The following is a 25029-nucleotide window of genomic DNA, read 5'->3' on the forward strand; positions in this document are numbered from 1 at the left end:
GGAGGCGTCCTCAGGCGAAGAGTCATCAGTTGCACGGTGGTTCGCCGAGGACGAGCAGACTGCCCGCGGCATCCGATTCAAAGGCACGAATATCGTCGAGGAACTGCAGCAACCAGCTCGCGAGTTCCTTTGTTGAACGGTTTCCAGCCCTCAGCCAGATCACTTTCGGCGGAGCGCCAAAGCGAGCCGAGAGATGCTGGAAGTCGGAGTCTTTGAAGACAATCGTCAGGCCATGTTCGCGAGCATATTCCCAGACTACCTCGTCATCGACAGCTTCAAGACCGAGGTCTCCGACATGCTGCATGTCCGCGAAGTACTCGGCGAGTTCCCGCTGCAATCGCCTCGGTAGATTCTCGTCGAGGAGCCAGTTCATGGATGTGGAACCACTGTCAGCCCGCGTTCGCGGTCAGCCGCGAACGCCAGGCACGCGCGAATGTCTTCCAGAGTCAGATCCGGAAAATCCTCCACGATCTGCTCCGGCGTCATTCCCGACGCCAGGTATTCCAAGACATCCGTGACGGTGATGCGCAGCCCCCGGACGCATGGCTTTCCGCCGCGCTTCCCCGGCTCGACGGTAATCAATTCTCGGTAATCCATGGTTCATCTTTCGCGTCGATCAGGCGGCAGCAAACGGGTTGATGACCGTGACGGAATCGTAAACCCCGTTATGCGACATGTCCTCGCTGTACAGCGTGTCGACGCCGGCGACGATGCAGGCGCCGAGCAGGAGGCTATCCCAGTGGGAGAGGGTGTAGCGATTCTTGAGGGCGAGCGAGGCGTCCAGAACTTCTGGAGTAGGAATCAATACCGGAAATGTGGACAGAATCTGCCGGATCTCCGACTCCACCTGCATCCCCGTCAGAAGTTTCTGAGCTTCACGCCTCCGGAGCCAGGCGAGCGTTTCACAGGCGACTTGCCACATGAGCGCCGGGACTTCAGGATCCGCAAGACGCTCCGTGAACCACTCCAGCGCCCGTTCATGCTTGACGAGATTGCTGTCGTCCATCGAGTCAATCAGGACGTTAGCGTCAAAAGCGATCATACAATTCATCCCGACCATTCCAGCCTACGTTCGTATGCAGCGGCTGCACTCGGCAGTGCTGAATGAACGCCTCAATGGCCTCTCGTGATCCGATCGCAGATTGTGCGATTACGGGTTCACCAGCGGTCTTCATGATCAGTTCAACCTGAGTATTGTTCGGAAGGTCGACCGGAACCGCCGGCCGGAAAACGCCGTCCACATACGTTGCCAGAACTGTCGCCGTCATTGTGCATCCTTCCGCAGCCACTTCGCCGCAGCCTTTATCCCAGCGTAAACGCCGGCAGCTTCACGATTTCGCCCCCCTTCTCGGTCGACTGGTGGGCGCAGATTCCTACGCAGGTCCAGTTCGCGCTCGTCACCGCGTTCGGCCGCGGGTCGCGATCCTGGGCGAGGGCCGTGAGCATCTCGTTGACCATGTGCGGGTGCGAGCCGCCGTGACCGCCCCCCTGGACGAACGACAGATGGTCGGCGTCCTGAATGCTCCGTGTGAACTGGCGGATTTCTTCCGGCAGCAGGTGCGCGAAGTCCGGGACCTCGATTTTCGAGGGAATCTCCGGCTCCGGCTTCTTCGCCGTATGGAGAATGTGCGGCTCCCCTTCGACGAGGGTCCATTCGAAGCTCTTCTTCGTGCCGTAGACGTCGAAGCTCTCCCGGTACTGCCGGGCCGTGTCGTACAGGAACCGCCAGATGTGGCAGGCGACGTCTGAGTCCTTGACTTTGATATGGCACGACTCGACGGCGTACTTGTTGCCCGACTTTTCGCGGATGTCGTCCCGCACCGTCCCGGAGCCGAAGCAGCTCACGTACTCGGCCCGGCCGTCGATCAGCCCGAGGCAGGGACTCACCACGTGTGTGGCGTAGTGCATGGGAATCATCCGTTCCCAGTAGCTCGGCCAGCCATCCATGTCCTGCGGGTGCGACGCCGCCATGTACTGGATCTTCCCCAGCTCCCCCTTCTGATACAGATCTTTGATGAAGAGGAACTCGCGGCTGTAGACGACGGTTTCGGCCATCATGTACTTCTTGCCGGTCTGCGCGACCAGGTCGCAGATCTGGTCGCATTCTTCGATCGTCGTCGCCATCGGCACCGTACACATCACGTGCTTGCCGGCCTTCAGCGCCGCCATCGACATCGGGGCGTGGTCGGGAATCGGCGAGTTGATGTGGACGAAGTCGACCTTCGGATCGGCGAGGACATCTTCGTACTTCGTATAGCGCTGCCCGATACCGAAGTGGTCGCCGACCTTGTTGAGCTTCGCCGCATCCCGCTGACAGATCGCATACATGCTGGCCAGCGGATGCTTCTGATAGATCGGGATGAACTCCGCCCCGAACCCCAGACCGACGATGGCGACGTTGAACGACTTGCTCATTGAGACAGCCTCTGCAGCAGAAACCTGGACGGGACAGATTCGCAACGACCGGTCATCGTAACGCGCCGGCCGGGACTTTCTAAAGACTCGTAAACCGATGGTTGGATCATACCGTCGCCCCCCGCCGACTCCATGAGGATTTGCGTACTGGACCTGAGTTTTTTCACCAGCCGACTTGCCAGCCTGGTCCGCACCGCTCGCAGAACAATGCCACCTTTGGCCGCCTTCGTTCGCAGATCGCAGAAGAAACATGAGTTTTTTGGCGACGCTTCGGCTAAACTCGCTGGAACCATGACGCACCGCCCATCCGTCGCACTGCTGATCGAAACGTCTAACGGCTACGCCCGCGGCCTGCTGGAAGGGATCACGGCGTATGTTCGCGCGCACGACGCCTGGTCGATCTGGCTCCCGGAGCAGCGTCGTGGCGAAACGCCGCCCGCGTGGCTGGGACGCTGGAAAGGGGATGGCGTCATTGCGCGGATCGAGACGCCGGAGATCGCGGCCGCGGTCCGCAAGCTGAAGGTCCCGGTGATCGACGTCAGCGCGGCGCGCACGCTTCCGGAGATTCCGTGGGTCGAAACCGACGATGCCGCCATCGCCCGCCTCGGCGCGGAGCATCTGGCTGAGCGCGGATTCCGCCGTCTGGGATTTGTCGGCGACCCTCGGTTCAACTGGTCGACCTGGCGGCAGATGCACTTCGAGCGGTGGTGCGCCGAGGCTGGGGTTGAGTGCCAGACGTTTGCGCCGGCGGCGACAAAAGACGATTCGCCTGCGAAAGAAGCCGATCGCCTGCGGCGCTGGCTTCGGGGCCTGCCCCAGCCCATCGGCATCCTGACGTGCTACGACATCAAGGGACAACTCGTCCTCGACGCCTGCCGGGAGCTCGGGATCGCAGTACCGGAGCAGGTCGCCGTACTGAGCGTCGACAACGACGAGCTCCTCTGCAATCTCTGCACGCCTCCGCTGTCGAGCATCGAACCCGACTCCCGGCGGACGGGGGCCCTCGCTGCCGAGCTGCTTAACCGCATGCTGTCGGGGGAAGACGTTCCGCCGCAGGCCTACCTCCTGCCCCCCCTCGGAGTCATCGCCCGGCGGTCGACCGACGTCCTGGCGATTGAAGACCGGGAAGTGGCCACGGCCCTGCGCTACATCCGCGAGCACGCGCGGGAGGGGATCGACGTTTCCCACGTGCTGAGGGCGACGCCGCTGTCGCGGCGCGTGCTGGAAGCCCGTTTTCGCGACGCCGTCGGTCGATCGCCCCATCAGGAGATTTTGCGGATCCGGCTCGAACACGTCTGCCGACTTCTGACGCAGACCGACTTGAGTCTGGCGGAGATCGCCGCCCGCACCGGATTTGCTCACCCGGAATACCTGACAGTGGCCTTCAAACGGGAGCTCGGCCAGCCCCCCAGCCTCTTTCGGCGGGAACACGCCAGCAGCCGACCGGCGGGAAACTGAGCCAAACTTCCGCCGGGCTGGCAGGTGAATGGGAGCTGGCGATATAGTCAGCGCTTAGTCGGTGCTCCGCCGACCGATCCGCAATTATCAGGAAGTTGACTCGTTCATGGCTGAGATTTGTGCGTTTCAAGGCTGGCGGTACGATGTCGCCCAGGCTGGCGATCTGACGGACGTCGTCGCGCCACCGTACGACGTGATTGACGAAGCTCAGCAGGCGGCCCTGTACGCCCGCCATCCGTACAACGTCGTCCGACTCGACCTGAACCGGAGCGAGCCGGACGATGTGACTCCCGACGCCCGCTACGAACGGGCCGCCAGTCTCTGGAAGCACTGGCGCGTCGACGGCGTGCTGCGCCAGGAACACGAAGAAGCCCTCTACGTCTATCACCAGGAATACTCCTGGGAAGGACGGACGTTTCTCCGCAAGGGAATCGTCGGTCGACTGCGGCTGGAAGAGTTCGGCGCCGGGAAGGTCTTCCCGCACGAGCAGACTCTGTCAGGCCCGAAAGCCGACCGGCTCAAGCTGATCCGGGCCAGCCGGGCCAATTTCTCGCCGATCTTCGGACTGTATTCGGACCCGAATTGCGACATCCAGCGCCAGATCGACGACCACTGTATCGGTTTGACGTCCCTGGAGGCGAATGACGACAACGGCGTACGGAATCGCGTCTGGGTTGTCACCGATCCGGCGGCGATCAATCGCGCCAAAGAAGCGTTGCTCGAAAAGCCGGTCTTTATCGCCGACGGCCATCATCGCTACGAAACTTCCCTGAATTATCGCAACGAGCTCCGAGCTGCCGGCAAACTCGCCAACGAAAACGCCCCGCCCAACTTTATCCTTGCGACGCTTGTCTCACTCCAGGATCCCGGTCTGACCGTGCTGCCGACGCATCGACTGGTCCAGGGATTGCCGGGATTGACGGCCGCAGCGGTCCAGGAAGCGCTGGCCGGGACATTCGAAACCGAGATCGCCGGGACCGGCGCGGCAGGCGCCCGCGAAGCGTGGGAGCTGGTCGCCGCCGACGGCGGGCAGGATGTCCTCGGATTCGGCTGCGCCGCCGATCAGCAGTGGATTTTCGCCCGCTGCCTCGATCCCTCGGCCATGGACGCGCTTGCCGCCGACCATAGCCCGGCCTGGCGTGATCTGGGCGTCAGTCTGCTTCACACGCTGGTGCTGGGAAAACTGCTCGCCTCCCGTGTGACGGGCGCGGGGCCGGAGCTGCGGTACGTTCACCGCGATTCCGAAGTCGCCGAGGCTGTCCGCAGCGGCGCCTGCGATCTGGGCTGTCTGGTTCCGCCAGCAACGGTCGATCACGTCGAAGAGATCGCCGGCGGGCTGGAAACCATGCCTCCCAAGAGCACCTACTTCTATCCGAAGCTCCTCTCGGGACTGGTGTTTCACTCGCTGACGTGAACCGACGGACTCAGTTCCTGCTCTCGACGGACTGGTCCGGCCGCGCTCCGGGAGCGTACGCCAGCGTCTGCAGCTCGGCCAGTTCGTCGGGCTGCGCGAAGAACTCTTCGAAGGCGCCGACGTTCTGATACAGAGATTCGAAACCCACCACCGTCTGGCCAAGGTTCACGACTTCGTCGAGCAGTCGCTCCAGCTCGGTCACCGACGCCACCGGCTCGAAGCGGTCGGGCGAGACTTCGAACAATGCCGCGTCCTGGGCCTGTGAAGCTCCCTCGTGGAGACGGCAGCGGTCGATTTCGTGCAGCAATGACGCCGCGTCGCGCGGTCGCTCGTCCGGATTCTTCGCCAGGCACCGGAGAATCAGCAGTTCGAGTTCGTGTGTGACGGTGCGACCGCTCCGGACCGATGGAGGCTCCGGCGTCGAAAGCACGTGCGCCATGCAGATCTTATGAACGCCGTCGCCCGAAAAGACCGGCGTGCCGGTCAGCAGAAAGTAGGCAACGGCTCCGAGGGAATAGACGTCCGCGCGGGCATCGACGAACTGCGGCTGCCGGATCGCGTCGGGCGACATGTACAGCGGCGTCCCGGCGAGCCCGTTGTCGGAGTCGAGTCGGACATCGCCCTCCCGGTCCTGGATCGCTTTGACCAGGCCGAAATCGAGCACCTTCACAAAGTCGACGAGACCTCCCCGCTTGGTCAGGAAGATGTTCGCCGGCTTGATATCACGATGGATCAGGCCGAGCGAATGCGCTTCCGCCAGCGAGCTGCAGACTTGCCGCATAATGTGCATCAGGCGCGCTTCGCCGATGCAACCTTCCCGACGAACGAGCTGTTCCAGATTGATCCCGTCGAGATACTCCATCGCATAATAGAAGATCCCCTCCGGCGTCCGGCCGAAGTCGTAGATTGCAATGGTATTGGGATGCGTGAGCTGGGCGGTGAGCTGTACTTCCCGTTCGAAGCGGGCGATCGCGTGCGGCGAACCCTTGTCGACGTCGAGAAATTTGACCGCGGTCGCCCGCCGGAGGAAGGCATGCCGGGCCAGATAGACGGTTCCCATGCCCCCCGCCCCCAGCTTCTCTTCCAGCGTGTACTGCCCGAGCTGCCGCGCGGCGACGACGGCATGCTGCAGGCGTCGCTGCTGGCGCTCCAGGTGCATCATGAAGGCGAAGACGCCGATCGCCGCCACGCAGAGCAGCGTCATCAGGCTGCGATGGACATTCTCCACCACCTGCAACGGCAGAAACGCCACGTCGATCGGAATCTCCGTCGCCACGCCGAAGTCGTACTCCGGCAGCCAGGTCCAGGCGCCGATGACCGGGATGCCGCGATAGTCGCGGTAGCCGTTGATATCGATCCCCGATTCCCCCCGGACCGCCGATTCCGCCATCCGCGTCAAGGGCTGCTCCGAACGTCGCACCGGCGAGCGGACTTCCGCCCGCAGATCGACTCCGGGATCGCGCATCTCGATATTCAGAATCGAACGGGCGTCGGGACGGTCGGGCAACAGACCAATCATTTTCAGGCCTTCGTCGAAGCGGGAATTGCTCAGCAGCACTCCGTTCCGGTCGAAAACGCTGGTCTCCCCGGCGTCAGAGGCGTGGGCCTCGGCCAGCAGCCGCGAGAATCCCTGTTCCGGCGCCAGCCGGAAGGCCAGCGCTCCACAAACTTCGGCGCCATCCCGGACAGGCACCGCCACGAGCATCACCGGGTGATTCAGCCGCGGCCCGCCGTTGGGACCGGGCAGCAGGATTTCACTGGAGAACGGTTTTGACACCGTCAACTGCCCGGCGAGCACTCGCTGCAGAAACTCCGCGGGATAGCCGCTCAGTGTCTGTCCGACCGGGATGTCCGATTCCGCATCGCGAACAACTCCGTCCGGCGAGAGCAGCAGGTAGCCCGCGTATTCATAGCGATCCAGAATGCGCGACAGGCTCTCTCGCAACGACGAGCCGGCGACGGCTTCGGAAGCCATCGCGTCGGCCGGTCCGACCGGGCGAGCCAGCTTCGGCAGCAGCTTTTGCTGCCAGTCCGCCGATTCTGCCAGCTCCGCGGCCCGATCGGAGTGGCTCTGCAGCCACAGCCGCAGTTTTTCGACATCGGAATCGAGGTACGACTTCAGCTCCCGGACGCAACTGGCCCGAAGAACTTGATTGACCGACGTCGAAACCCAGAAACCGACGCAGGCGATCGCCGCCGCACCGAGAATCGGCCAGACATAGACGAACCGCGGCAGCGGACGGACAGGCGCGGCCTGATTCTGGGAACCGGTGGTAAACATCTGGCCGAACAGACTGGCCAGTCCGGACATGGCCGAACTGCTCCCTGCGATCGAGGGAGAGGCATGAAGCTCGGCTGGCCGGTGTTCGGACATCAGTCGCGTGAGATCCCGGTGGAGTGGCCCGTCCAGGCAACCTCCGGCAGCACTCCGCCAGAGGTTTCCCGGGGAAACCGGTCCGCGGGCTGGCACGCTCCGGACCGGATATCATCCCACCGAAGCATAGATCATCGTACGGAAGTGTGCGGGCGTACTTTCGCAATCACATAACGCCCTGCGAGCCAAAGCCTTATGGCCCCTCACGCCATCCGCGCAACGTCACCGGGGCCACCCCCGTGCAGCACGATCCGCACAGCACTTGCAGACCGCGCAGACCGGTCCGTCGCGATGCTCGAACTCGGCGGAATGTTCGAAGGAATCGCGCCATCCGCTGTCACTCCGTTTTCACGCAATGGCCTCAACTTCCGCCGACGACCTCGAACTGGGCCGCGGATCCCTCCGGCCGGCTGAGCGTCGCCTTCAGCGTCGGCGCCTGCGAGCCGGAAATCTGCACGCGAACGACGATCGCATGCCGGCCCTTGTCCAGCGGCAATACGACCTTGCTCCGCGGATCGATCGACTGGGCGTCGACCCAGACCTGCACTGTTTCCGTCGACGAAATCTCGATCTCCACCGGCCCAGGCTCCGTCACTTCCACCTCGCCCCGCAGCAGCGCGACTTTCGGCCCGTCGCCCTGGCGCAATTCGCTCAGCGGCAGTTCGCCGTAGAACATCGCATAGGCCGACGTCCAGGCTTCCGGCGGCGCCCCCAGGACGTGCTGACGCAGATGCTCCAGGTGAGGGACGTCGCTGGTCAGTTCCGCCGGCGGATTCGCCAGCACCTGCCACCGCTGAACAATCGGGGCCGTCCGCACCGCATAAGTCCCCGGCTTGCCGAGACCGGCCACAAACGCAATCAGATCGAGCAGTTCGTCGTGCGTGAGAAATTTCGTCAGGCCGTTCGGCATGATCGACCGGCCTTCGACTTCGTCTTCGATATCGGCCGTCGGAATCAGCAGTTCCTTGCTCTGCGAATCGCGAATCCGGACGCGGGACTCGTCGCGGTCGATCACAATGCCGGTCAGAACCTTGCCGTCCGAAGTCTCAAAGACCCGAGTGGCGTACTGCTCTTTCACCGCAAGATTCGGATTGAGCACCGAATTGATGATGTAATCGAGCGGCGACGAGCCCCCCACGGCCCCCAGCTCCGGACCGACCTGGCCTCCCGCACGGTTCAGACTGTGACAGCGGAGACAGCTCAGGTCGTTCCGGCGGAACACCAGCTCGCCGCGGGCGGCGTCCCCCTTGTCCGTGACTTCCTGGACCAGCTTCGCGACCTCTTCCGGCGTCGGCGGAGCCGGATCGGCGGCGACCCCCGCCGCTTTGCTCAAAACTCCCGACAGCTCCGCGTCGCTCCGGCCGACCGAATACATATACCGCAACGACCGCTTCGCGTTGTCGACCGTCAGCTTCTGCGACTCCAGCGCGGCGGCCAGCAGCTTCGAGCCCTCCTTGCGGTCGAAGAATGCGTCGAGCACAGGCGCGGGGTCGTCCTGCGGCGATGCCGCGGCCAGCACGGCCGCCCCCTGTTGCGCGGCCGTGGCAAGATCCACCGTCGTCAGGGCCGCGACCGCCTGCATCCGCCCGGCGATCGTCGCTCCGCTGCTGGCGAGCTTCACCAGCGTCGCCTTGCTTCCCGCTCCCTGCAGGGCCACCAGGCCGCGAATCGCGACCTTTTGCAACTCAGGCGTCGCGCCGGGATCGGTCGCAATCTGCTGCAATGTCGGCGCGACGGCCGCCAGGCGCCAGTCGGCCGCCAGTTGCACAGCCGCAGTTCGTAGAGCGGCGTCTTTCGACTTGATCAGCACCGTCAACGGGTCCAGTTCCCCGTTCGGCTTCACCTTCCGCGTCCGATGCGCCTGCGTCAGCCAGCCCAGCACTTTCAACCGCAGAGCGGTCGACATGCCTTCCGGCTGCACCAGGCGATCGAAGACCACCCGCAGATCGTGCTCGTTGCCCCGATTGCAGATCATCTCGACGACCGCCGGCTGCCGTTCCGCCGGCAGCCGGTCGCTCTGATAGAGCTTCAGCAGCGGTCCGACCGCAGAGGGAGGTGCTTCTTCCGCCGGAAGACAAGCAGACCACAGCGTCACTGACAAAAGCGCCACAGTCAGAATCGCCGCGGACATGGATCGCGGAAAGGCAGACACATTCGACATCGAAGCAGACTCCAGACTTTGCATTCGAACGGAAATGCCGAGGGTCGCTGATGCAGCGGCGCGCCTCGGCATGTTCCTGGTCACTTGTCGTCGGCCCACGGGCCGACGGCTGCTGCTACTTGCTGGCCGCCTTGGTCCGCCGGTCCAGCGTCTTCATCGTTTCGTCCAGGACCAGTTTCAGAAACTCGTCCTGCTCGTAGACCAGCGATTCCACGGCGATCTCCGAAGCCTTCGCCGCGTCGGCTCCGTCGAAATAGCTCAGCCCCCAGACCGCAATCAGCCGGACTCGCGGGCTTTCGTCGTTGACCCCGGCCTGCAGCAGCGCCAGCGGATCCTTCACGCGATCCCGCCACGCCACCAGCACCCGTTGAGCCGCCGCCCGCGCCTGGAAATCTTTCGACGTCAGCACCTGCTTGAGCAGCTCTTCATTGACCACGTTGTGGTTCTGATGCAGCCAGAGCCCTTCGAGCTGGTGATGGCCGAAGGCCGGGTCGCTGGCGTCGAGACCCTTGAGCCACGGTCCGACCGCGGCGATGACGTCCTTCGTCGGACGGCCCCCCAGTTCGATCCGCGCCCGATGACGGACACGATCTTCCGGGGACTTCAGCAGTTCCAGCAGGCTGGCGATCGGCGCTCCCGCGATCGCCGCCGGCTTGTTGAGCTCGCGGCCTTCGTAGATCACGCGATAGACGCGGCCGTGGGTCCGGTCGCGGCTCGGATCTCGCAGGTTGTGCTGCATGTGGCCGATGATCGGGTTCTGCCAGTCGCAGAAGTAGATCGCGCCGTCCGCACCGATCTCCACGTCCGCCGGGCGGAAGTTCGGATCGGACGAATACAGGATCGGCTCAACTTCGTTCGCTTTGAAGCTCGAACCGGCGTCTTCCACCTTGTACTGCAGGATTCCCTGGAAACCGATCACGTTCAGGACCAGCAGGTTCCCCTGCAGTTCGTCCGGGAAATGCTTGCTGCTGAGGCTTTCCACGCCGGCGCAGGGACGGGTCCGCTGTTTGTAAACCTGCGGCGGGCGCGCGTGCTTGTGCGGGTAATCGATGTCCCCCGAGAACAGCGTCGCGTGATACGGCTGAGCCCCGGTGCCATCGTAAACGATGTCCTGGCCCCAGCGATCGAAGACGTGACCGTGCGGGTTGGCGAACCCGAACGAAACGTAGACGTCAAACTTCTGCGCCCGCGGCTCGTAGCGGAACACGGCCCCGTTGGCGACGCGGCGGACCGGCCCCCACGGGGATTCGACCTGCGAGTGATGGAACGTCCCTTCCTGGAAGTACATCGCCCCGCCCGGATCGAGCGCAAAGCTGTTCGCGGTATGGTGCGTATCCGCGGTATCCAGCCCGTGAATCAAACGTTCCTTGACGTCGTACTTGTCGTCGCCGTCCGTGTCCTTCAGGAACAGAATGTCCGGCCCCTGTGCGACCAGGACGCCGCCGTTCCAGAATTCGAAGCCGGTTGGATTGTGAATGTCGCCGGCAAACGTCTTGCAGACGTCGGCCTTGCCGTCTCCGTTGGTGTCTTCGAGGATCAGCAGCTTGTCGTCCATCGCCTCGGTCGGCTTCCAGTGCGGGTAGGTCTCCCAGACGGCGACCCACAGCCGGCCCTTCGTGTCGAAGGCCATCTGCACCGGATTGACCATCTCGGGGAACATCTCTTCGGACGCGAACAGATTGACCTTCATCCCCTGATGGACGGTCATCTTCGAGATGGCCTCTTCGCCTCCCAGAAACTCGTGCTTGCCTCCCGGGAGCGGGCCGGGCTTGTTGCTGATGACCGGAATGAACTCCGGCAGATTGTTGTCTTCCGGCTTGGCGTCCTGCCCCTTGGCGACAGCCCAGACGACCTTGTCGCGATTGGCGGTCAGCGTGTCGATGACTTCCAGCTCGCGCTGGCCGACCGAGTAGTTCGACAGACCTTCGCCGTACCCGCCCGGGCCTTCGGCAAACTTCAGGAATGCGCGGTCGCCGTACGTGGAGTACCCGTCCGTGACGCGATACCGCATGTACCAGTACCAGTTCTTGTCGTTGACGGCTTTGCGGAGCGTTTCGAAGCTGGCGAATTTCACAAGAGGCTGTCGAGGATTTTCGAGCTTCAGGAAAGCTCCCACCGCGGCACGCGCCAACTGTTGATCACCCTTTTCGTTCAAATGAATGCCGTTGATCGTCATCGGCTGGGCTGGCCTCATGGATTTCGCGGCTTCCGGCACCAGGGTAAACAGGTCGACAAAGACGACCTTCTCCTGAGCCGCAACTTCGCTCATCGCCTTCGCATACATGCCAATTCGTACGTTCGCCGCATCGACCTGGGCCTTGCTCGGCAGGTTCGGATCGTCGATGTACTCCTGCGGAATCGGCGAGAAGAGGACCAGCCGCGGGGCCGACTTCCCGTTGTACTTCTGGGCCAGCGTGTGCTTGATGAAGGCTTCCAGGTCCTGCTTGAACCCGGAGAGCCCGGCTTCGCCCGCGAACGATTCGTTGTAGCCGTAGAACGCGAAGATCACGTCGGCTTTGGTATTGGTCAGCTCAAACCGGTTCTCGCGTACCTTTCCCTGGTCGCGCGGCGAGAGCTTCTCCGGCTGCGGGCAGGGGGCCTTGCCGGCCAGCCATTCGTCCTGCGAGCCGAACGACATCGACCGCATCCGCCGATTGCCGTCCTTGAATCCGCCGACTTCGTCGCCGCTGTAGGCCAGGTTGCGGAAGACCAGGTTGTGCTGAGGGAACTGGGCGTGCAGCAGGGTCTCCAGCCAGCCGTAATGCTGCTGACGTTCTCCCAGCGTGTTCCCGATGATGCAGATATGATCGTTGGGCTGCAGCTCCAGAGCCTGACCGTGCGCAGTCGCGGTCAGCAGCCCCAGGCACAACACCGCGGCAATCGACGTTTTCATGCAGTTCTTCCCGGTGGATCGATTCACGGAAGTCTTGATCGGTGCGGAACTTTCGGTGCGCAACGGCGCCTCCCCGCAGCACGCGTTCCCTCAGCGTAACCGGGGAAGGAACGTCTTTCCAGTTTGCAACAGCGTTCGTTGATCTTCCTCACGCAAATTTGAGGTCGCACGTTGCCGGCCCGTTGCCGCTGTGCCCGGCCCGACCGACCGACTATACTCCTGCAACGGGCCGGCATGGTCGGCCGGAGGCATCCGGGACTCCCCACGTACAGGACGTTTCACTGTGGAACTGCGACGCAATCCGACCCGCTCGGTCCGGATCGGCTCCATCTCGATCGGCGCCCAGCATCCGATCGCCGTCCAGAGCATGACGGCCACTCATACGCAGAACATCGATGCCACCGTCGAACAGATTCTGGCCCTGGAAGCCGCCGGGGCCGATGTCGTCCGCGTCGCGGTCGACAGCAAGAAAGATGCGGAAGCCCTCAAGGAAATCCGTAACCAGGTCAGAGCCAACCTGTCGGTCGACCTGCAGGAGAACTACCGGCTCGCCGAGCTGGTCGCCCCCCACGTCGACAAAGTCCGCTACAACCCGGGACACCTGTACCATCACGAACGGGAGAAGTCCTGGCAGGAAAAAGTCCGCTTCCTGGCGCAGATCGCCACCGATAACGACTGCGCAATGCGGGTCGGCGTGAACTGCGGCTCAATGGACCCCGACAAGAAAGCCAAGTACGACGCCGAGGACTCGATCACCCCGATGATCGAGAGCGCCCTCGACCACTGCAACTTCCTCGATTCCATCGGCTTCACGCGCTACTGCGTCTCCCTCAAAGACTCCGATCCGCAGAAGGTCATCGACATCAACCGGCGGTTCGCCGAGGCCCGTTCCGACGTCCCCCTGCATCTGGGCGTCACCGAAGCCGGGCTGCCCCCCGACGGGATCATCAAGACGCGGATCGCGTTCGAGCAGCTCGTCAGCCGCGGCATCGGCGACACCATCCGCGTCTCGCTGACGGTGCCCAACTCGCGGAAGCCCGAAGAGATCGCCGCCGGCCGCAAGATCCTGGCCGATATCGCCGCCGGCCGCGTCCGGTCCGTGGTCGACTTCGGCCTCGACACTTTGAACATCATCAGTTGCCCGAGCTGTTCGCGCGTTGAGAACGAGGCCTTCATCGAACTGGCCCAGCAGGTCAAAGAGATGACGCAGTACGCCAAGGACTACGACGTCACCATCGCCGTCATGGGCTGCCGCGTGAACGGCCCCGGCGAAACCGACGACGCCGACCTGGGTCTCTGGTGCGGCCCGAAGTTCGTCAATCTGAAGAAGGGCCCGGCGGAACTGGGCGCCTTCACCTACGACGAGATCCTGCCCCGTCTGAAGGCCGAACTCGACGTGATCCTCGCCACCAAGCAGCCGACGCCTGTCCGTTGAAGGTCTGCACTCCTTTCTTTCGTGTGCCACGGCCGTCCCGGCCGTGAGACCGCGGACGGAGTTCAGATCCATCGCACAGCCGACTCAGCGGCGGCGCACGACCTATTCGATCGTCGTTCACACATCGAGGCGTCATCTCATGCGAATCAGCGTGGCCATTGTCATCGCGCTCCTGTCCGGCGCAGTCTGCGCTGCCGAACCTGAGTCCAACGCCGCGCTGCAGAAGCTGTTCGACGACGAGTGGGAGTACGGACTGCGGGAATCCCCCACGTTTGCCTCGCACCTCGGCGACAAGCGCTACAACGACCGCTGGCCCGATGTCAGCCCGGAGGCCATCGCCCGCCGGCAGGCTCACCAGCGAGAGCTTCTCGAACGTCTCCAGCAGTTTGACCCCGGCCAGCTTTCGCCGAGCGACCGCCTGAATCACCGACTCTTCCGCTGGCAGGCGGAACTGGACGTTGAAGGCCAGCCGTTCGGCTGGCACCTCGTGCCGATCAACCAGCGGGAGGGAATTCAGGACGAGGGGTCGCTGGGAGATTCGATCTCCTTCGACGCCGTCAAAGACTACGAAGACTGGCTCCTGCGGATCGAGCGTTTTCCGGTCTACATGGACCAGACGATCGGGCTGCTGCGCGAAGGTCTGAAGCGCGGGATCCTCCAGCCGCAGATCGTCCTGAAACGCGTCCCCCAGCAGATCCGCCGCCAGATTGTCGAGGATCCCGAACAGAGCCTGTTCTACAAACCCTTCCGGACGTTTCCGAAGGATCTTGCCGAAGCCGAACGGACCCGGCTGCAGACCGCCGCCCGAACCGCCATCGCACTGCACATCGTCCCGGCCTACCAGAAATTGCTGACCTTCTTCGAGGACGACTATCTCCCTGGCAGTCTGAAGGACGTCGGCGTCTGGCAGGTGCCGCAGGGCGGGCCTTTGTACTCGTTCGCCGCCCTGCAGTTTACAACGACCAGCCTCACTCCCGACCAGATTCACGAGATCGGCCTGCAGGAGGTCAGCCGCATCCGGGCCGGCATGGAGACAATCCGCCAGCAGGTCGGCTTCCAGGGAACATTGCCGGAGTTCTTCGAACACCTCCGCACGGCCCCCGAATTTCGTTTCGAAAAGCCCCAGGACCTCCTGCAGGCCTATCAGGCATTCTGCAAGCGGGTCGATCCCCTCCTCACTCGCGTCTTCCGCAAGCTCCCGCGAATTCCCTACGGCGTCGAGGCCATCCCGGAGCACATGGCCCCCGACACCACGACCGCCTACTACCGGCCGCCCGCCGCCGACGGGACGCGTGCGGGGATCTACTTTGTGAATCTTTACCAGGTCGAAACCCGCCCGAAGTACGAAATCGCCGCCCTGTCGCTCCACGAGGCCGTCCCCGGCCATCACCTGCAGATCGCCCTCGCCACCGAAATGGAGCACGTCCCAACCTTCCGCCGCTTTACCGGTTTCACCGCCTACGTCGAGGGCTGGGCGCTCTATTCCGAAAGCCTCGGCGACGAGCTCGGCGTTTACGACGATCCCTACTCCAAGTTCGGCCAGCTCACCTACGAGATGTGGAGGGCCGTCCGGCTGGTCGTCGACACCGGCATCCACCACAAGCACTGGTCGCGCGACCGCGCAATCACGTTTTTCCGGGATAACGCTGCGAAGTCCGAACAGGACATCGTCAACGAGATCGACCGTTACATCTCCTGGCCCGGGCAAGCGCTGGCCTACAAGATCGGCGAACTGAAGATCCGGGAACTGCGCCGCAAGTGCCAGGCCGAACTGGGGGACCGCTTCGACCTGCGCGAATTCCACGACGTCGTGCTCCGCAACGGCGCCGTCCCGCTGAGCGTTCTGGAGGAACTGGTCGATGAGTGGCTGGCGGAACAGAAACCCGAACGGCAGTAGCTCCGCAGTCTGAGACTCGATCTCGTCAGGCCGGCCCCGTCGCGTTCTCGCGCGGAAAGATCGGCCGGCCGGGACGCTTCGAGCGTGAGTTCCAGTAGACGAACACGCCAATTGGAACAACGACGATCAGCCACGGGACGACCGCTGCGGCAGCGACGAGGCACGTCTGTCCGAGCATGATCAGTCCGCGGAGCGAACTGAAGAAACTGGCCGACATCTCCGCGATCAGTCCGAGCGGCCGCTCGGGGGGCGTGATCCCCAGTTGCGAGATGGTCAACGTCAGAGTGGCGTAGCCGGTCTGCTGGCTCAAGAGGCGTAACCGCCCTTGAATGCGCTCGATCTCCTCGCGGACCCGCGTCAGCTCCTTCTCGACGGCCAGCACGTCTTCGAGACTGCTCGAAGCAGTCTTCAGCAGTTCCAGCAGCCGCTCTTCTTCGACCTTCTTGGATCGCTCGCGAGCCTCCAGGTCGACGAACTCCTCGGTGACGTCCTGCACGCGGACTTCCCGTCGCCGAACTTCTCCTAACGCCGCGCAGGCAGCCATCAGGGCGTCGAATCGATCCGGCGGAACTCTCAACGTCCACGTTCCGCTCCGGTGCGACTCCGCCAGATTCGATTCATTCTGAGCGGCAATGTATCCGTTGTGGCTTTGAACCAGAGACGAGATTCCGCTCGCCGCCGCCTGGTAGTCCTTGATCAGCAGTTCGAGCGTCCCGTTGAAAATGAGCTTCCGGGAATCGACTCGCTGCTCGGCTGCCGCCTGCGCCGCTTGACCGACCGCGAGCGCGCCCATCGGCGGTACCACGGCGGGAACCGGAGGTCCCGACGGCTGCGACTTTCCACCGCAACCGCCGGCCATCCAGAGACCGAGAATCACCGACGCCGTCAGAAGTGCGCGCATGATGGGGCTCACAGCTCCGGGAATTGCAGGCCCGAAACGCGACGGAGCTCGCTCGCATCCGCATCGGCCGCTCCGAGACTTGCTGCAGGAATGAGTCCCGGACGCCGCCAATTATTCCCGTCGATTGGCCCGACAAGACTACTTCGCCGCCGCAAACTCCCCCGCGTCGTACTTCGCCCAGAACTCTGCCGGCGTCAGCCGCGGTCCTTCGGACAGTTCGACGTCCAGTTCCCGCAGACTCTCCATCGCCCGAATCTGCTCCAGACCTTCGGTGATCTTTGCAGGCGTGAAGATCAGCCGCTGCAGCCGCAGGTTCTTCAGCGGCCGCAGATCGGTCACTTCGGTCTCGCCAATGTGCAATCGCTGCAGCGTCGGCATCCGGCCCAGCACGCTGATGTCGCGGACGGGGGTCTTGTGCAGCGTCAGGCTCACCAGCGGCGTCGTCTCCAGCGGCCCCAGATTCTCCACCTGCGTCTCATTCAGCCAGAGCGTGTCCAGCGGCATTTTCTTCAGCGGCGTCAGGTCGGTGACCGGCGTCCCCAGCAGGTTCAGATAGGCAATCGGGCAGTCCGCCAGCGGCGTCAGATCGCTGACGGGCGTCTGACTCAGGTAGACCGTCTGCAGCGGCATCCCCGTCAAGGGCGACAGATCCTTCACCTGCGTCTGCTCCAGATACAGCTCGCGCAGCTCCATCCCTTTCAGCGGCGACAGATCCTCCACCGGATTCTCGCGCAGCCCCAGATAGAACAGCGGATAGCCCTGCAGCGCGCTGATGTCCCGCACGTGCGCGTTGACGAACTCCGCCATCACGAACTGATCGTCCTCGAACCGAAACCCCGTCGACTCCCGCAGATACTCCGGGTTCTTCTCCAGCATCGTCATATGCACCGCGTCGGTGATCCGCAATTCCGGAGTGGGCGGCGCCGAGCGATACATCTCTTCCAGCGTCGGCGATCCCGGGATGGAGCCTTCCGGTTCGGAGGTCTTCCCGCAGCCAGCCAGCGCGCATCCGCAAACGACGGCAAGGAGAAGACAGATCCGGCCGACCAACTCACTGCGATACCACATGGACCCGCTTCCAGAAGGCGTACTCGTGCTGCCAGTCATTCGACACGGCCTGAACTTCCAGCAGGATGGTCTGTCCGGCGAACCGCGACAAGTCGACCTGCACCGTCGCCCAGCCGCGCTGGGGAATCGTCAACGATTCATCGATCCGCTGCTCGTGAATCGTTTCGCCATCGGCGCGCACGACGAGCTGCCAGTCCGCCTTCTCGAAATGCGTCACATGCATGTCGAGCGTCGTCGTGCGATCTGCGGGGATCGACAGCACCGTCCGCATCGTGAACGGCTTGTCCGCTTCCAGCGGATGCGTCTGCAGGGCCTCCAGTTGCCCGGCGACTTCCCGCCGGAGCACCAGTCCGTCGCGGACCGCCGCGGTTCCAAACGCGGGAGCAATCTGCGAAAGGAGCGGGCCGTACTCGACGCGTTGCCCCGCCCGGTCGAGCACCGCCGGGTCCCCCTCCGGCTTCCGGCCCGGCGTCGATGCAGCGCGCAGCCGGCTCACATCTTCCGACGTGCGGGCCAGGTAGACATGGTCCAGCCAGACGGCTTCTCCATCGAACGACCTCAGGGCCAGTCCGGTCATCCGGAATCCGCCGAAATCGGCAAAGACATCCCGTTCGTGGCGCGTCCAGTCGCCCGGCAGCTTCCACTCCAGCCGCAACGGGGCGCCGGCGGACTGTTTCTCCGCCCCCGCATCCCACGCATACCCATGCCGCAGCCCTCGGTCTTCGCCGTTCCCCCGACCGCCGGCGGGCCGCCCGCGCAACGGCGGTCGACGACCGCCCGCGTCCAGCATCGATTCCAGCGCGCCGTCTCTGGCCAGTTGCAGCTCAATCCGCGAGCCTCCCTGCGGCTTCCAAGCGAAGACCAGGTACCGATACTCACCCAGCCGGGGATGCTCCGCGATCTCGAGGTTCAAGTCCGGCAGTTGCGGGGCCTCCGCCGACCCGCCCGGCAGGCGCAGCGACGTCATGCCGCGAAACGGCTGCTCGGCGGACAATTCCGCCTTCCCGCCCCCTGCGGACAGTTCCGCGGCGAATTCCGGTTCGTCTTCGAAGATCCGATGGAGTCCCGGCGGTTCCGCCGTCAACGCAAATCCCCGCCAGTCCACGAAAGAGCGCTCATCCTGCGGCAGCAGAACGACCTCGACCAGCGCCGTCGTCCCCGCCGCCTGGTCCACGGGAACCAGGATCGGGTCGGGATCGGCGGCCCCGCGCCGCTGCGGCACGTCCAGATCACACCATGTCCGACCGTTGATTCGCACCTGAATCGAACTTGGGCTCGTCCGGTCGGGGTAGCGCGAAACCGCCAGCGCCAGCCAACGGTCGCCGGCGGCCACTTTCAGCTTGCGCGAGACCAGCAGGAAGCGCCCCTCGGGTCGGAGAACCGTGCGAAATCGTCGATCCTGCCCGTCGAACTGATCGTAGACTGTCTCGACCCGCAGCAGCGGCTGCGTCCCTGCGGGAGGCGACCAGCCCGCCAGGCCGGGGAGACCGTGCAGCGCCCGCCGCAGGCATTCGCGGCGAACGTGGACCGGGTCGAGCGTCACTTCCGGATCCAGCCAGGCCGAGGAATCCCGGATGTCGAACGGATCGGCGGCCGACGGGCGGCCTTCGTGAGCCATGTCGGTCCGCAATGTTAACCTCCCCGGAGGCTCGGCTCCCTGGACCAGCGTCAGCAGACCCGTGTCGAAGCATTCGGTCGAACCGGTCACAAACTCGCGTCGGACCAGTTCCTGTTTCTCGCCGACGACCACGTGAAAGCTGACGCATCCGCCGGCCCCCGCCTCGGACGTCAGCCCATAGCGGGTCTGCACTCCGCGGACTGAGTCGGGGAGGTCAAACAGCAGCTCCGCACCGCCGTGAAGGCCAATGCCCCAGCCTGCCTGCTGATTCGCTGCGATCAGCGGTTGCCCCTGCACGGTCCGATCGATCTGCTCGCGCCAGCCCGAGCCAAACACCGCCTGCCGCGTCACCTGCTGCGGGACGATCGCCGTCAGCGGGACTTGAAATGGCGAGAAGAACCGCCAGGCCCGGACTGCCCGGAACCGCACCCAGAGCGGATCGAGGCTCCAGGCCGGCTGAACCAGTTGCAGCCAGCTCTCCGGGCGATTCTTGTCCCCCCAGTGCTGCGCGAAGAAGCGTTCCGTCGACGTCGTCAGCAGCCCCCCGTCCGCCAGTTGCTGCTGAATGATCCGGCCCGTCTCCGCGGGATTCAGAATGGCAAGCTGATCCAGCCAGGCGTCCCAGTTGTCCTTCCGCGGCAGATGCAGCTCGGCCAGATCTCCCCAGGAAAGCGTTTTGAGGCCATCGGCCGTCAGCACCGTACATTCGCCCGCTGCCCAGCGAATCGTGCGAAAGCTGATCTTGCCCCCGTTTCGCAGGAACGCGGTGCCGGGCTGATACGCGGACTGCGTCCGCTGCCAGACGATCCGCGCCACCCAGTCGGCGCCCACCCGCGCGTCGACCGTCTGCGCGCGGTCCGGCGGCTGAAATTCTCCCACCGTCCGCACCAGGAGGTGGGCCGGCTGCGGGTCATACGCCGAGTTCCCGCCGGTACGGTACTCCAGCGTTTCTCCGGCAAGTCGATCGCCATTGATCAGCTCGACCCATGCCTCAGGAAACGGTCCCGGCGGCTGTTCGCGATCGATGATCCAACGGACGGGTTGCGCCGCGTCAAAAATCGCATGCCCGGCAATCCGTGGCGTCGCGCCCGGCTCATTCCAGTCCTGCAGCTCCGCCTGGCCCAGTTCGCGACCATCCGCAGTTCGCGCCGCATAGCGGTCCGCGGCACCGGCATCATTCGGGGCGAAGATTGCCAGCAGGCAGGCCAGGACGCCCATCGACGGCAGCCGTCGCCGCGACCATTGACATCGATGTTCCAAAGACATTGCCTCAATGATTGGACGTGTGCCACGGGCGGCTCGCCCGCCTGTGCCTTTCCGCCCGAAGTTCGCGATCACTTCGCACCCGCGGGCGCTTTCGGCGCGTGCGTCCCGGCAGGCCGCAGCCCCGCGCCGCGCGTCTTCGTCAGTGTATCACCCAGGTCCGCCCGAGCGACATCCGCCAGGGTCTTCAGCCGATCCACGACTTCCGGATGGTCCCCCTGGACGTCGTGGGCTTCGCCGATGTCTGGGCGCAGATTATAGAGCGCCAGCCCGGTCTGAGCCTGCTTGTACGGTCCCGGCTGACCGTCCTTTCCGGGCGTGACCAGCGTGCGATAGTTATGCGGGAAATGCAGTTTCCAGTCTCCGCTCCGAATCGCATGTAACTCCGCCCCCCAGTAAAACAGCAGAGCCTCGTGCGGCGACTTCGCTCCCTCCGTTCCAAACACCAGCGGGCCGATATCCAGCCCGTCGATCTTCTTTTCGGGCAGCGGAGCCCCGATCAGCTTTGCCAGCGTCGGCAGCAGATCGATTGTCATGCTCGGTTCCGTGCACTCAGTCCCCGCCGGGATGCGCCCGGGCCAGCGCATCACCGTCGGCTCCCGCACGCCGCCGTCCCAGGCCGTCCCTTTTCCTTCGCGGAGGGGCAGGGCAGAGCCCGCGTGATTGCCGTACGACAACCACGGACCGTTATCCGAGGTAAAGATCACCAGCGTCTGCTCGTCGAGGCTGAGCCGTTTGAGCGTCTCCAGAATCTGCCCGACTGACCAGTCAACTTCCGCGATCACGTCGCCGAAGAGTCCCAGCCCCGTCTTCCCGGCGTGCTTGTCGGAGACGAACAGAGGCACGTGCGGCATGGCGTGCGGCACGTAGACAAAGAACGGCTCCGCGCGATGGTTCTCGATGAACTTCACCGCCCGTTCGGTGTACCACGTCGTGAGCTGCGTCTGATCCGGGTTCAGCGCGACCGTCGCGTTCTTTTCGATCAGCGGCAGGTCGGGAAACGTCGCCGTCGGATGCTGCGGCCACATGTCGTTCGAGTACGGCAGCCCGAAATAATCGTCGAACCCGTGCCGCATCGGCAGGAACTCGGGATGGTGCCCCAGATGCCACTTGCCATAGATCGCCGTGGCATACCCGCGGGATTTGAACACCTCCGCCAGCGTGGTCTCCTCGGCATTGATCCCGTTGTTACTCGCCGGCCCCAGCGCTCCCTGAATGCCGACGCGGTGCGAATAGCACCCGGTCAGCAGGGCGGCCCGCGACGCCGAGCAGACCGCCTGCGCCACGTAGAAATCGGTAAACCGCCGCCCCTCGGCCGCCATCCGGTCCAGGTTCGGAGTTCTGACATGCTTGCCGCCGAAGCAGCCCAGATCAGCGTAGCCAAGGTCGTCGGCAAAGACGATCACGACTTTGGGCGGTCGGGCATCCGCCGCGAAACAGACGCCAGAAACGGTCAGGCAGGCGACCGCCAGACAATGTCTCGCAAACGCAGAAAGAGCCATCGGGGAACATTCCTGCTCGGGGGAGGCAGCATCAAGAAGTGTTCACGATTCTCGCGGTCGGGCAGGGCGGGGTCAAACGGAATGCGGTCTCGGGAAAGATTCGGCCTTGGGGCGACGGACGCAGGGCATTACGATCGACGTTTCCTTCGGCGGGCCATCTCCATGCCACACGTCGCCTTCGTCCCCCTGATCGGCTTCCGCATCGTCAACCCCCGGTTGCTGGAGCTGGGACTGACGCTGCCGGGACTTGCTGCGCGGGGGAATGCGCTCTCGGAACTCCCGGCCCTCGGACTCCTGACGCTCGCCGGCCTCCTGCCGGACGACTGGACCGCCAGCTACCATGCAGCCCCGGCCGTCACTGACGCATTGATTGCGGAGATCATCGCCACGCAGCCCGCACTGGTCGCCGTCTCGGCCCTCACCGCTTCCGTCCCGGAAGCGTACCGGCTGAGTGACCGGTTGCGGACCGGCGGCTGCCGCACGGTCCTCGGCGGACTCCACGCAACCGCCTGTCCGGACGAAGCCGGACGGCATTTCGACGCCGTCGTCGTGGGCGATGGCGAGCCGGTCTGGCCTGCGCTCCTGACCGACGCGGCACGCGACCGGCTCCGGCCACAGTACTACGCTTCCGACTGGAAATTCCCCGAAACCAGCCCGATCCCCCGCTGGTCGCTGATTCCCGGCGGCCGACTGGCCCGCTATACCCTGCAGACCCAGCGCGGCTGCCCGCTGGCCTGCTCCTTCTGCGCCGCCAGCCGGCTGCTCGGTCGCTACCGCGAGAAGCCGGTCGCGCAGGTCCGCCGGGAATTGACCGCGATCCGCGAACACACCGGTCCGCACCGGCCGCTGCTGGAACTGGCCGACGACAACACGTTCGCCGGGCCGACACCACGGTTCGATCTGCTGGAAACTCTCGCAGACTCCGGGCTGCCGTACTTCACCGAAAACGACTGGCGGCTCGGCGAACGGCCGGAGCTCCTCGCGCGGCTGGCCCGCTCGGGCTGCCGACAGGTGCTGATCGGCGTCGAATCGCTCGTTTTCCGCTATCCCGGCATGGGAGGCAAGCAAGCCGAGTTTGACCGCATCTGCCGGGCGATTGACGCCATCCAGCAGGCCGGGGTCAGCGTCAACGCCTGCTTCATCGTTGGAGCCGACGGCGAAACCCGCCAGTCGCTCGACCGGCTGGCCCAGTTCCTCGAAACCGCCGACTTCGCCGACGTCCAGGTAACGCTGCAGACGCCTTTCCCCGGCACGGCCCTCTATCGGCAACTGCAGCGTCAGGGACGCCTCCGGCGGGACCAGGGCTGGTCCGCGTACACGCTGTTCGACGTCACTTATCAACCCGACGCGATGACTGTCCCCGAGCTCGAAACGGGCTTCCTGGAGGTCCTGCAGCGAGTCTACGCGGACGGCCCCTCCCGCCAGCGACAGAGACTGCGCAACCAGATCTGGCGGATTGCCCGTCCGCGGAATCCACGCGAAGAAAGCTCCGTATGACGCTCCACACGCTGGTTCGATTTCTGCTGCTGCGGAAGGACGCGATTGAGACGGTCGCCCGCAGCCAAGGCGCTCTGCTGCTCGGCGTCCTGTTCGTCTTCGGAGCCGCTCTCGCGCGAGAATACGACCGCTCCGATCTCGCCGCCGAGCCGATCCACCTGTTCCTGCCGCTGCTGGCTTCACTGGCCAGTTCGTTCCTGCTGTGGGGTTTGCTCTGGAACATCAATTATTCCAAACGCCTGCCGTGGAACTGTCCCAGCTATGCAGACTTTCTCCGCTGTTTCTGGATGACCGCCCCGCTGGCGTGGATCTATGCCATTCCCGTGGAACGTTTCCTGGACGAAGGGAATGCGGTCGAAGCGAATTTCTGGATGCTGGGGATCGTGGCTCTCTGGCGCGTGGTCGTCATCATCCGCGTGATTCAGGTTCTGTGGAGCGTCCCCACCTGGATCGCCGCGGCCATCGTGCTGACCTACAGCGACGCGGTCATCATCGCCGCAAACCTTTTCTCCCCCTGGCCCATCTTTGACATCATGTCGGGAAACCGACTGTCCGCCGCCGAAAGTCGCCTGATTGGAGCCCGGCTGCTGATCGGCGCCGTCTCCTTCCTCGCCGCGCCGATTCTGCTCATCATGTTCACGACGGCCTGTGCCACAGCCTGGCCGGCGAATGAGCGACAGACGTCCCGCCCAGAGCGAGTCAAGCTGCCGCTGTGGGTCCTCTCGATCGTTTTGCTCATCATCGGCGGCTGGCTGCTGACGATCGGCCAGTCCGCCCAACAGCGTGCGACGGTCATGGCTCATGACATCCAGGCCGGCCGCTATCGGGAAGCCCTCGAATTTCAATCGAGCCACGTTTCCGGCGACTTCCCGCCCCATTGGAACCCGCCGCCGTACCCGGGCTACCGCAACGAAGACATCGTCCCGCTGGCGCGGCTTGTCGCAACGATCCCTGAATTGCAGGTTCCGGACTGGGTCCGCGATTTCTGGTCGCGCCGGCTGCTGCGAAACTTCAACGCGGCCTACCTGGCCGACAGCGTCTGGCAGAGGTTATCGGCGGAAGAACTCGATCGCATGCTGACTGTGCTGGAATCCATTCCGGCGCTCGAACAGGAATCGATCCTGCGTCCGCAC

The 25029-nt window shown here is 64.2% G+C and carries 17 protein-coding genes; 5 read left to right on the plus strand and 12 right to left on the minus strand.

What is annotated here, in order from left to right:
- Nucleotides 1-25: 25 nt before the first annotated feature.
- The 4 genes from SH412_RS11565 to SH412_RS11580 form a co-directional block, all read right to left on the minus strand.
- Complete coding sequence (locus SH412_RS11565; RefSeq protein WP_336523670.1) at nucleotides 26-373, minus strand: DUF5615 family PIN-like protein; 348 nt, start codon at nucleotides 371-373, stop codon at nucleotides 26-28.
- The gene (locus tag SH412_RS11570) at nucleotides 370-597 is read right to left on the minus strand and encodes a DUF433 domain-containing protein (RefSeq protein WP_336523671.1); all 228 of its coding nucleotides are present in this window, start codon (nucleotides 595-597) and stop codon (nucleotides 370-372) included. Before SH412_RS11570 ends, SH412_RS11565 begins: the two co-directional genes overlap by 4 nt.
- A gap of 19 nt (nucleotides 598-616) precedes the next feature.
- Entirely contained in the window at nucleotides 617-1042 is a 426-nt protein-coding gene (locus tag SH412_RS11575) for a PIN domain-containing protein (protein ID WP_336523672.1), read from the minus strand.
- Between the two features lie 260 nt (nucleotides 1043-1302).
- Entirely contained in the window at nucleotides 1303-2415 is a 1113-nt protein-coding gene (locus SH412_RS11580) for a Gfo/Idh/MocA family protein (protein WP_336523673.1), read from the minus strand.
- A gap of 291 nt (nucleotides 2416-2706) precedes the next feature.
- Between SH412_RS11580 and SH412_RS11585 the strand changes: the two genes are divergently transcribed.
- The gene (locus SH412_RS11585) at nucleotides 2707-3873 is read left to right on the plus strand and encodes an AraC family transcriptional regulator (RefSeq protein WP_336523674.1); all 1167 of its coding nucleotides are present in this window, start codon (nucleotides 2707-2709) and stop codon (nucleotides 3871-3873) included.
- A 106-nt stretch (nucleotides 3874-3979) separates the two neighbouring features.
- Entirely contained in the window at nucleotides 3980-5287 is a 1308-nt protein-coding gene (locus SH412_RS11590) for a DUF1015 domain-containing protein (protein ID WP_336523675.1), read from the plus strand.
- Nucleotides 5288-5297: 10 nt separating this feature from the next.
- On the opposite strand, the gene SH412_RS11595 is transcribed toward SH412_RS11590, so the two are convergent.
- The 3 genes from SH412_RS11595 to SH412_RS11605 all read right to left on the minus strand — a co-directional run bounded on the left by SH412_RS11595 (nucleotide 5298) and on the right by SH412_RS11605 (nucleotide 12715).
- Nucleotides 5298-7598 (minus strand): serine/threonine protein kinase, encoded by a 2301-nt coding sequence (locus tag SH412_RS11595; RefSeq protein WP_336523676.1) that lies wholly within the window; start codon nucleotides 7596-7598, stop codon nucleotides 5298-5300.
- A gap of 424 nt (nucleotides 7599-8022) precedes the next feature.
- On the minus strand, nucleotides 8023-9822 hold the full coding sequence (locus tag SH412_RS11600; RefSeq protein WP_336523677.1) for a hypothetical protein: 1800 nt from the start codon (nucleotides 9820-9822) through the stop codon (nucleotides 8023-8025).
- Between the two features lie 115 nt (nucleotides 9823-9937).
- Nucleotides 9938-12715 carry a PVC-type heme-binding CxxCH protein gene (locus tag SH412_RS11605; RefSeq protein WP_336523678.1) on the minus strand — a complete coding sequence of 926 codons (2778 nt, stop codon included), beginning with the start codon at nucleotides 12713-12715 and terminating at the stop codon, nucleotides 9938-9940.
- Between the two features lie 283 nt (nucleotides 12716-12998).
- On the opposite strand from SH412_RS11605, the gene ispG reads away from it, so the two are divergent.
- Both ispG and SH412_RS11615 read left to right on the plus strand, forming a co-directional pair.
- Entirely contained in the window at nucleotides 12999-14150 is a 1152-nt protein-coding gene (ispG, locus tag SH412_RS11610; RefSeq protein ID WP_336523679.1) for a (E)-4-hydroxy-3-methylbut-2-enyl-diphosphate synthase, read from the plus strand.
- A gap of 139 nt (nucleotides 14151-14289) precedes the next feature.
- Nucleotides 14290-16047 carry a DUF885 domain-containing protein gene (locus SH412_RS11615; protein WP_336523680.1) on the plus strand — a complete coding sequence of 586 codons (1758 nt, stop codon included), beginning with the start codon at nucleotides 14290-14292 and terminating at the stop codon, nucleotides 16045-16047.
- Nucleotides 16048-16072: 25 nt separating this feature from the next.
- Here SH412_RS11615 and SH412_RS11620 read toward each other — a convergent pair whose 3' ends face one another.
- The 4 genes from SH412_RS11620 to SH412_RS11635 form a co-directional block, all read right to left on the minus strand.
- A complete protein-coding gene (locus SH412_RS11620; protein WP_336523681.1) occupies nucleotides 16073-16948 on the minus strand; it encodes a DUF4349 domain-containing protein in 876 nt (291 codons plus the stop codon).
- A 138-nt stretch (nucleotides 16949-17086) separates the two neighbouring features.
- Nucleotides 17087-18016: a leucine-rich repeat domain-containing protein gene (locus SH412_RS11625; protein WP_336523682.1), complete on the minus strand. Its 930-nt coding sequence runs from the start codon at nucleotides 18014-18016 to the stop codon at nucleotides 17087-17089.
- A complete protein-coding gene (locus SH412_RS11630; RefSeq protein ID WP_336523683.1) occupies nucleotides 18000-20894 on the minus strand; it encodes an NPCBM/NEW2 domain-containing protein in 2895 nt (964 codons plus the stop codon). Before SH412_RS11630 ends, SH412_RS11625 begins: the two co-directional genes overlap by 17 nt.
- Nucleotides 20895-20968: 74 nt before the next feature.
- Complete coding sequence (locus tag SH412_RS11635) at nucleotides 20969-22399, minus strand: sulfatase family protein (RefSeq protein WP_336523684.1); 1431 nt, start codon at nucleotides 22397-22399, stop codon at nucleotides 20969-20971.
- Nucleotides 22400-22561: 162 nt separating this feature from the next.
- Between SH412_RS11635 and SH412_RS11640 the strand changes: the two genes are divergently transcribed.
- A complete protein-coding gene (locus SH412_RS11640; protein ID WP_336523685.1) occupies nucleotides 22562-23896 on the plus strand; it encodes a B12-binding domain-containing radical SAM protein in 1335 nt (444 codons plus the stop codon).
- Nucleotides 23897-24075: 179 nt separating this feature from the next.
- On the opposite strand, the gene SH412_RS11645 is transcribed toward SH412_RS11640, so the two are convergent.
- Entirely contained in the window at nucleotides 24076-24750 is a 675-nt protein-coding gene (locus SH412_RS11645; RefSeq protein ID WP_336523686.1) for a hypothetical protein, read from the minus strand.
- Nucleotides 24751-25029: the final 279 nt, after the last annotated feature.

It is taken from the genome of Planctellipticum variicoloris, from assembly GCF_030622045.1.
Classification (GTDB): Bacteria; Planctomycetota; Planctomycetia; order Planctomycetales; family Planctomycetaceae; genus Planctellipticum; species Planctellipticum variicoloris.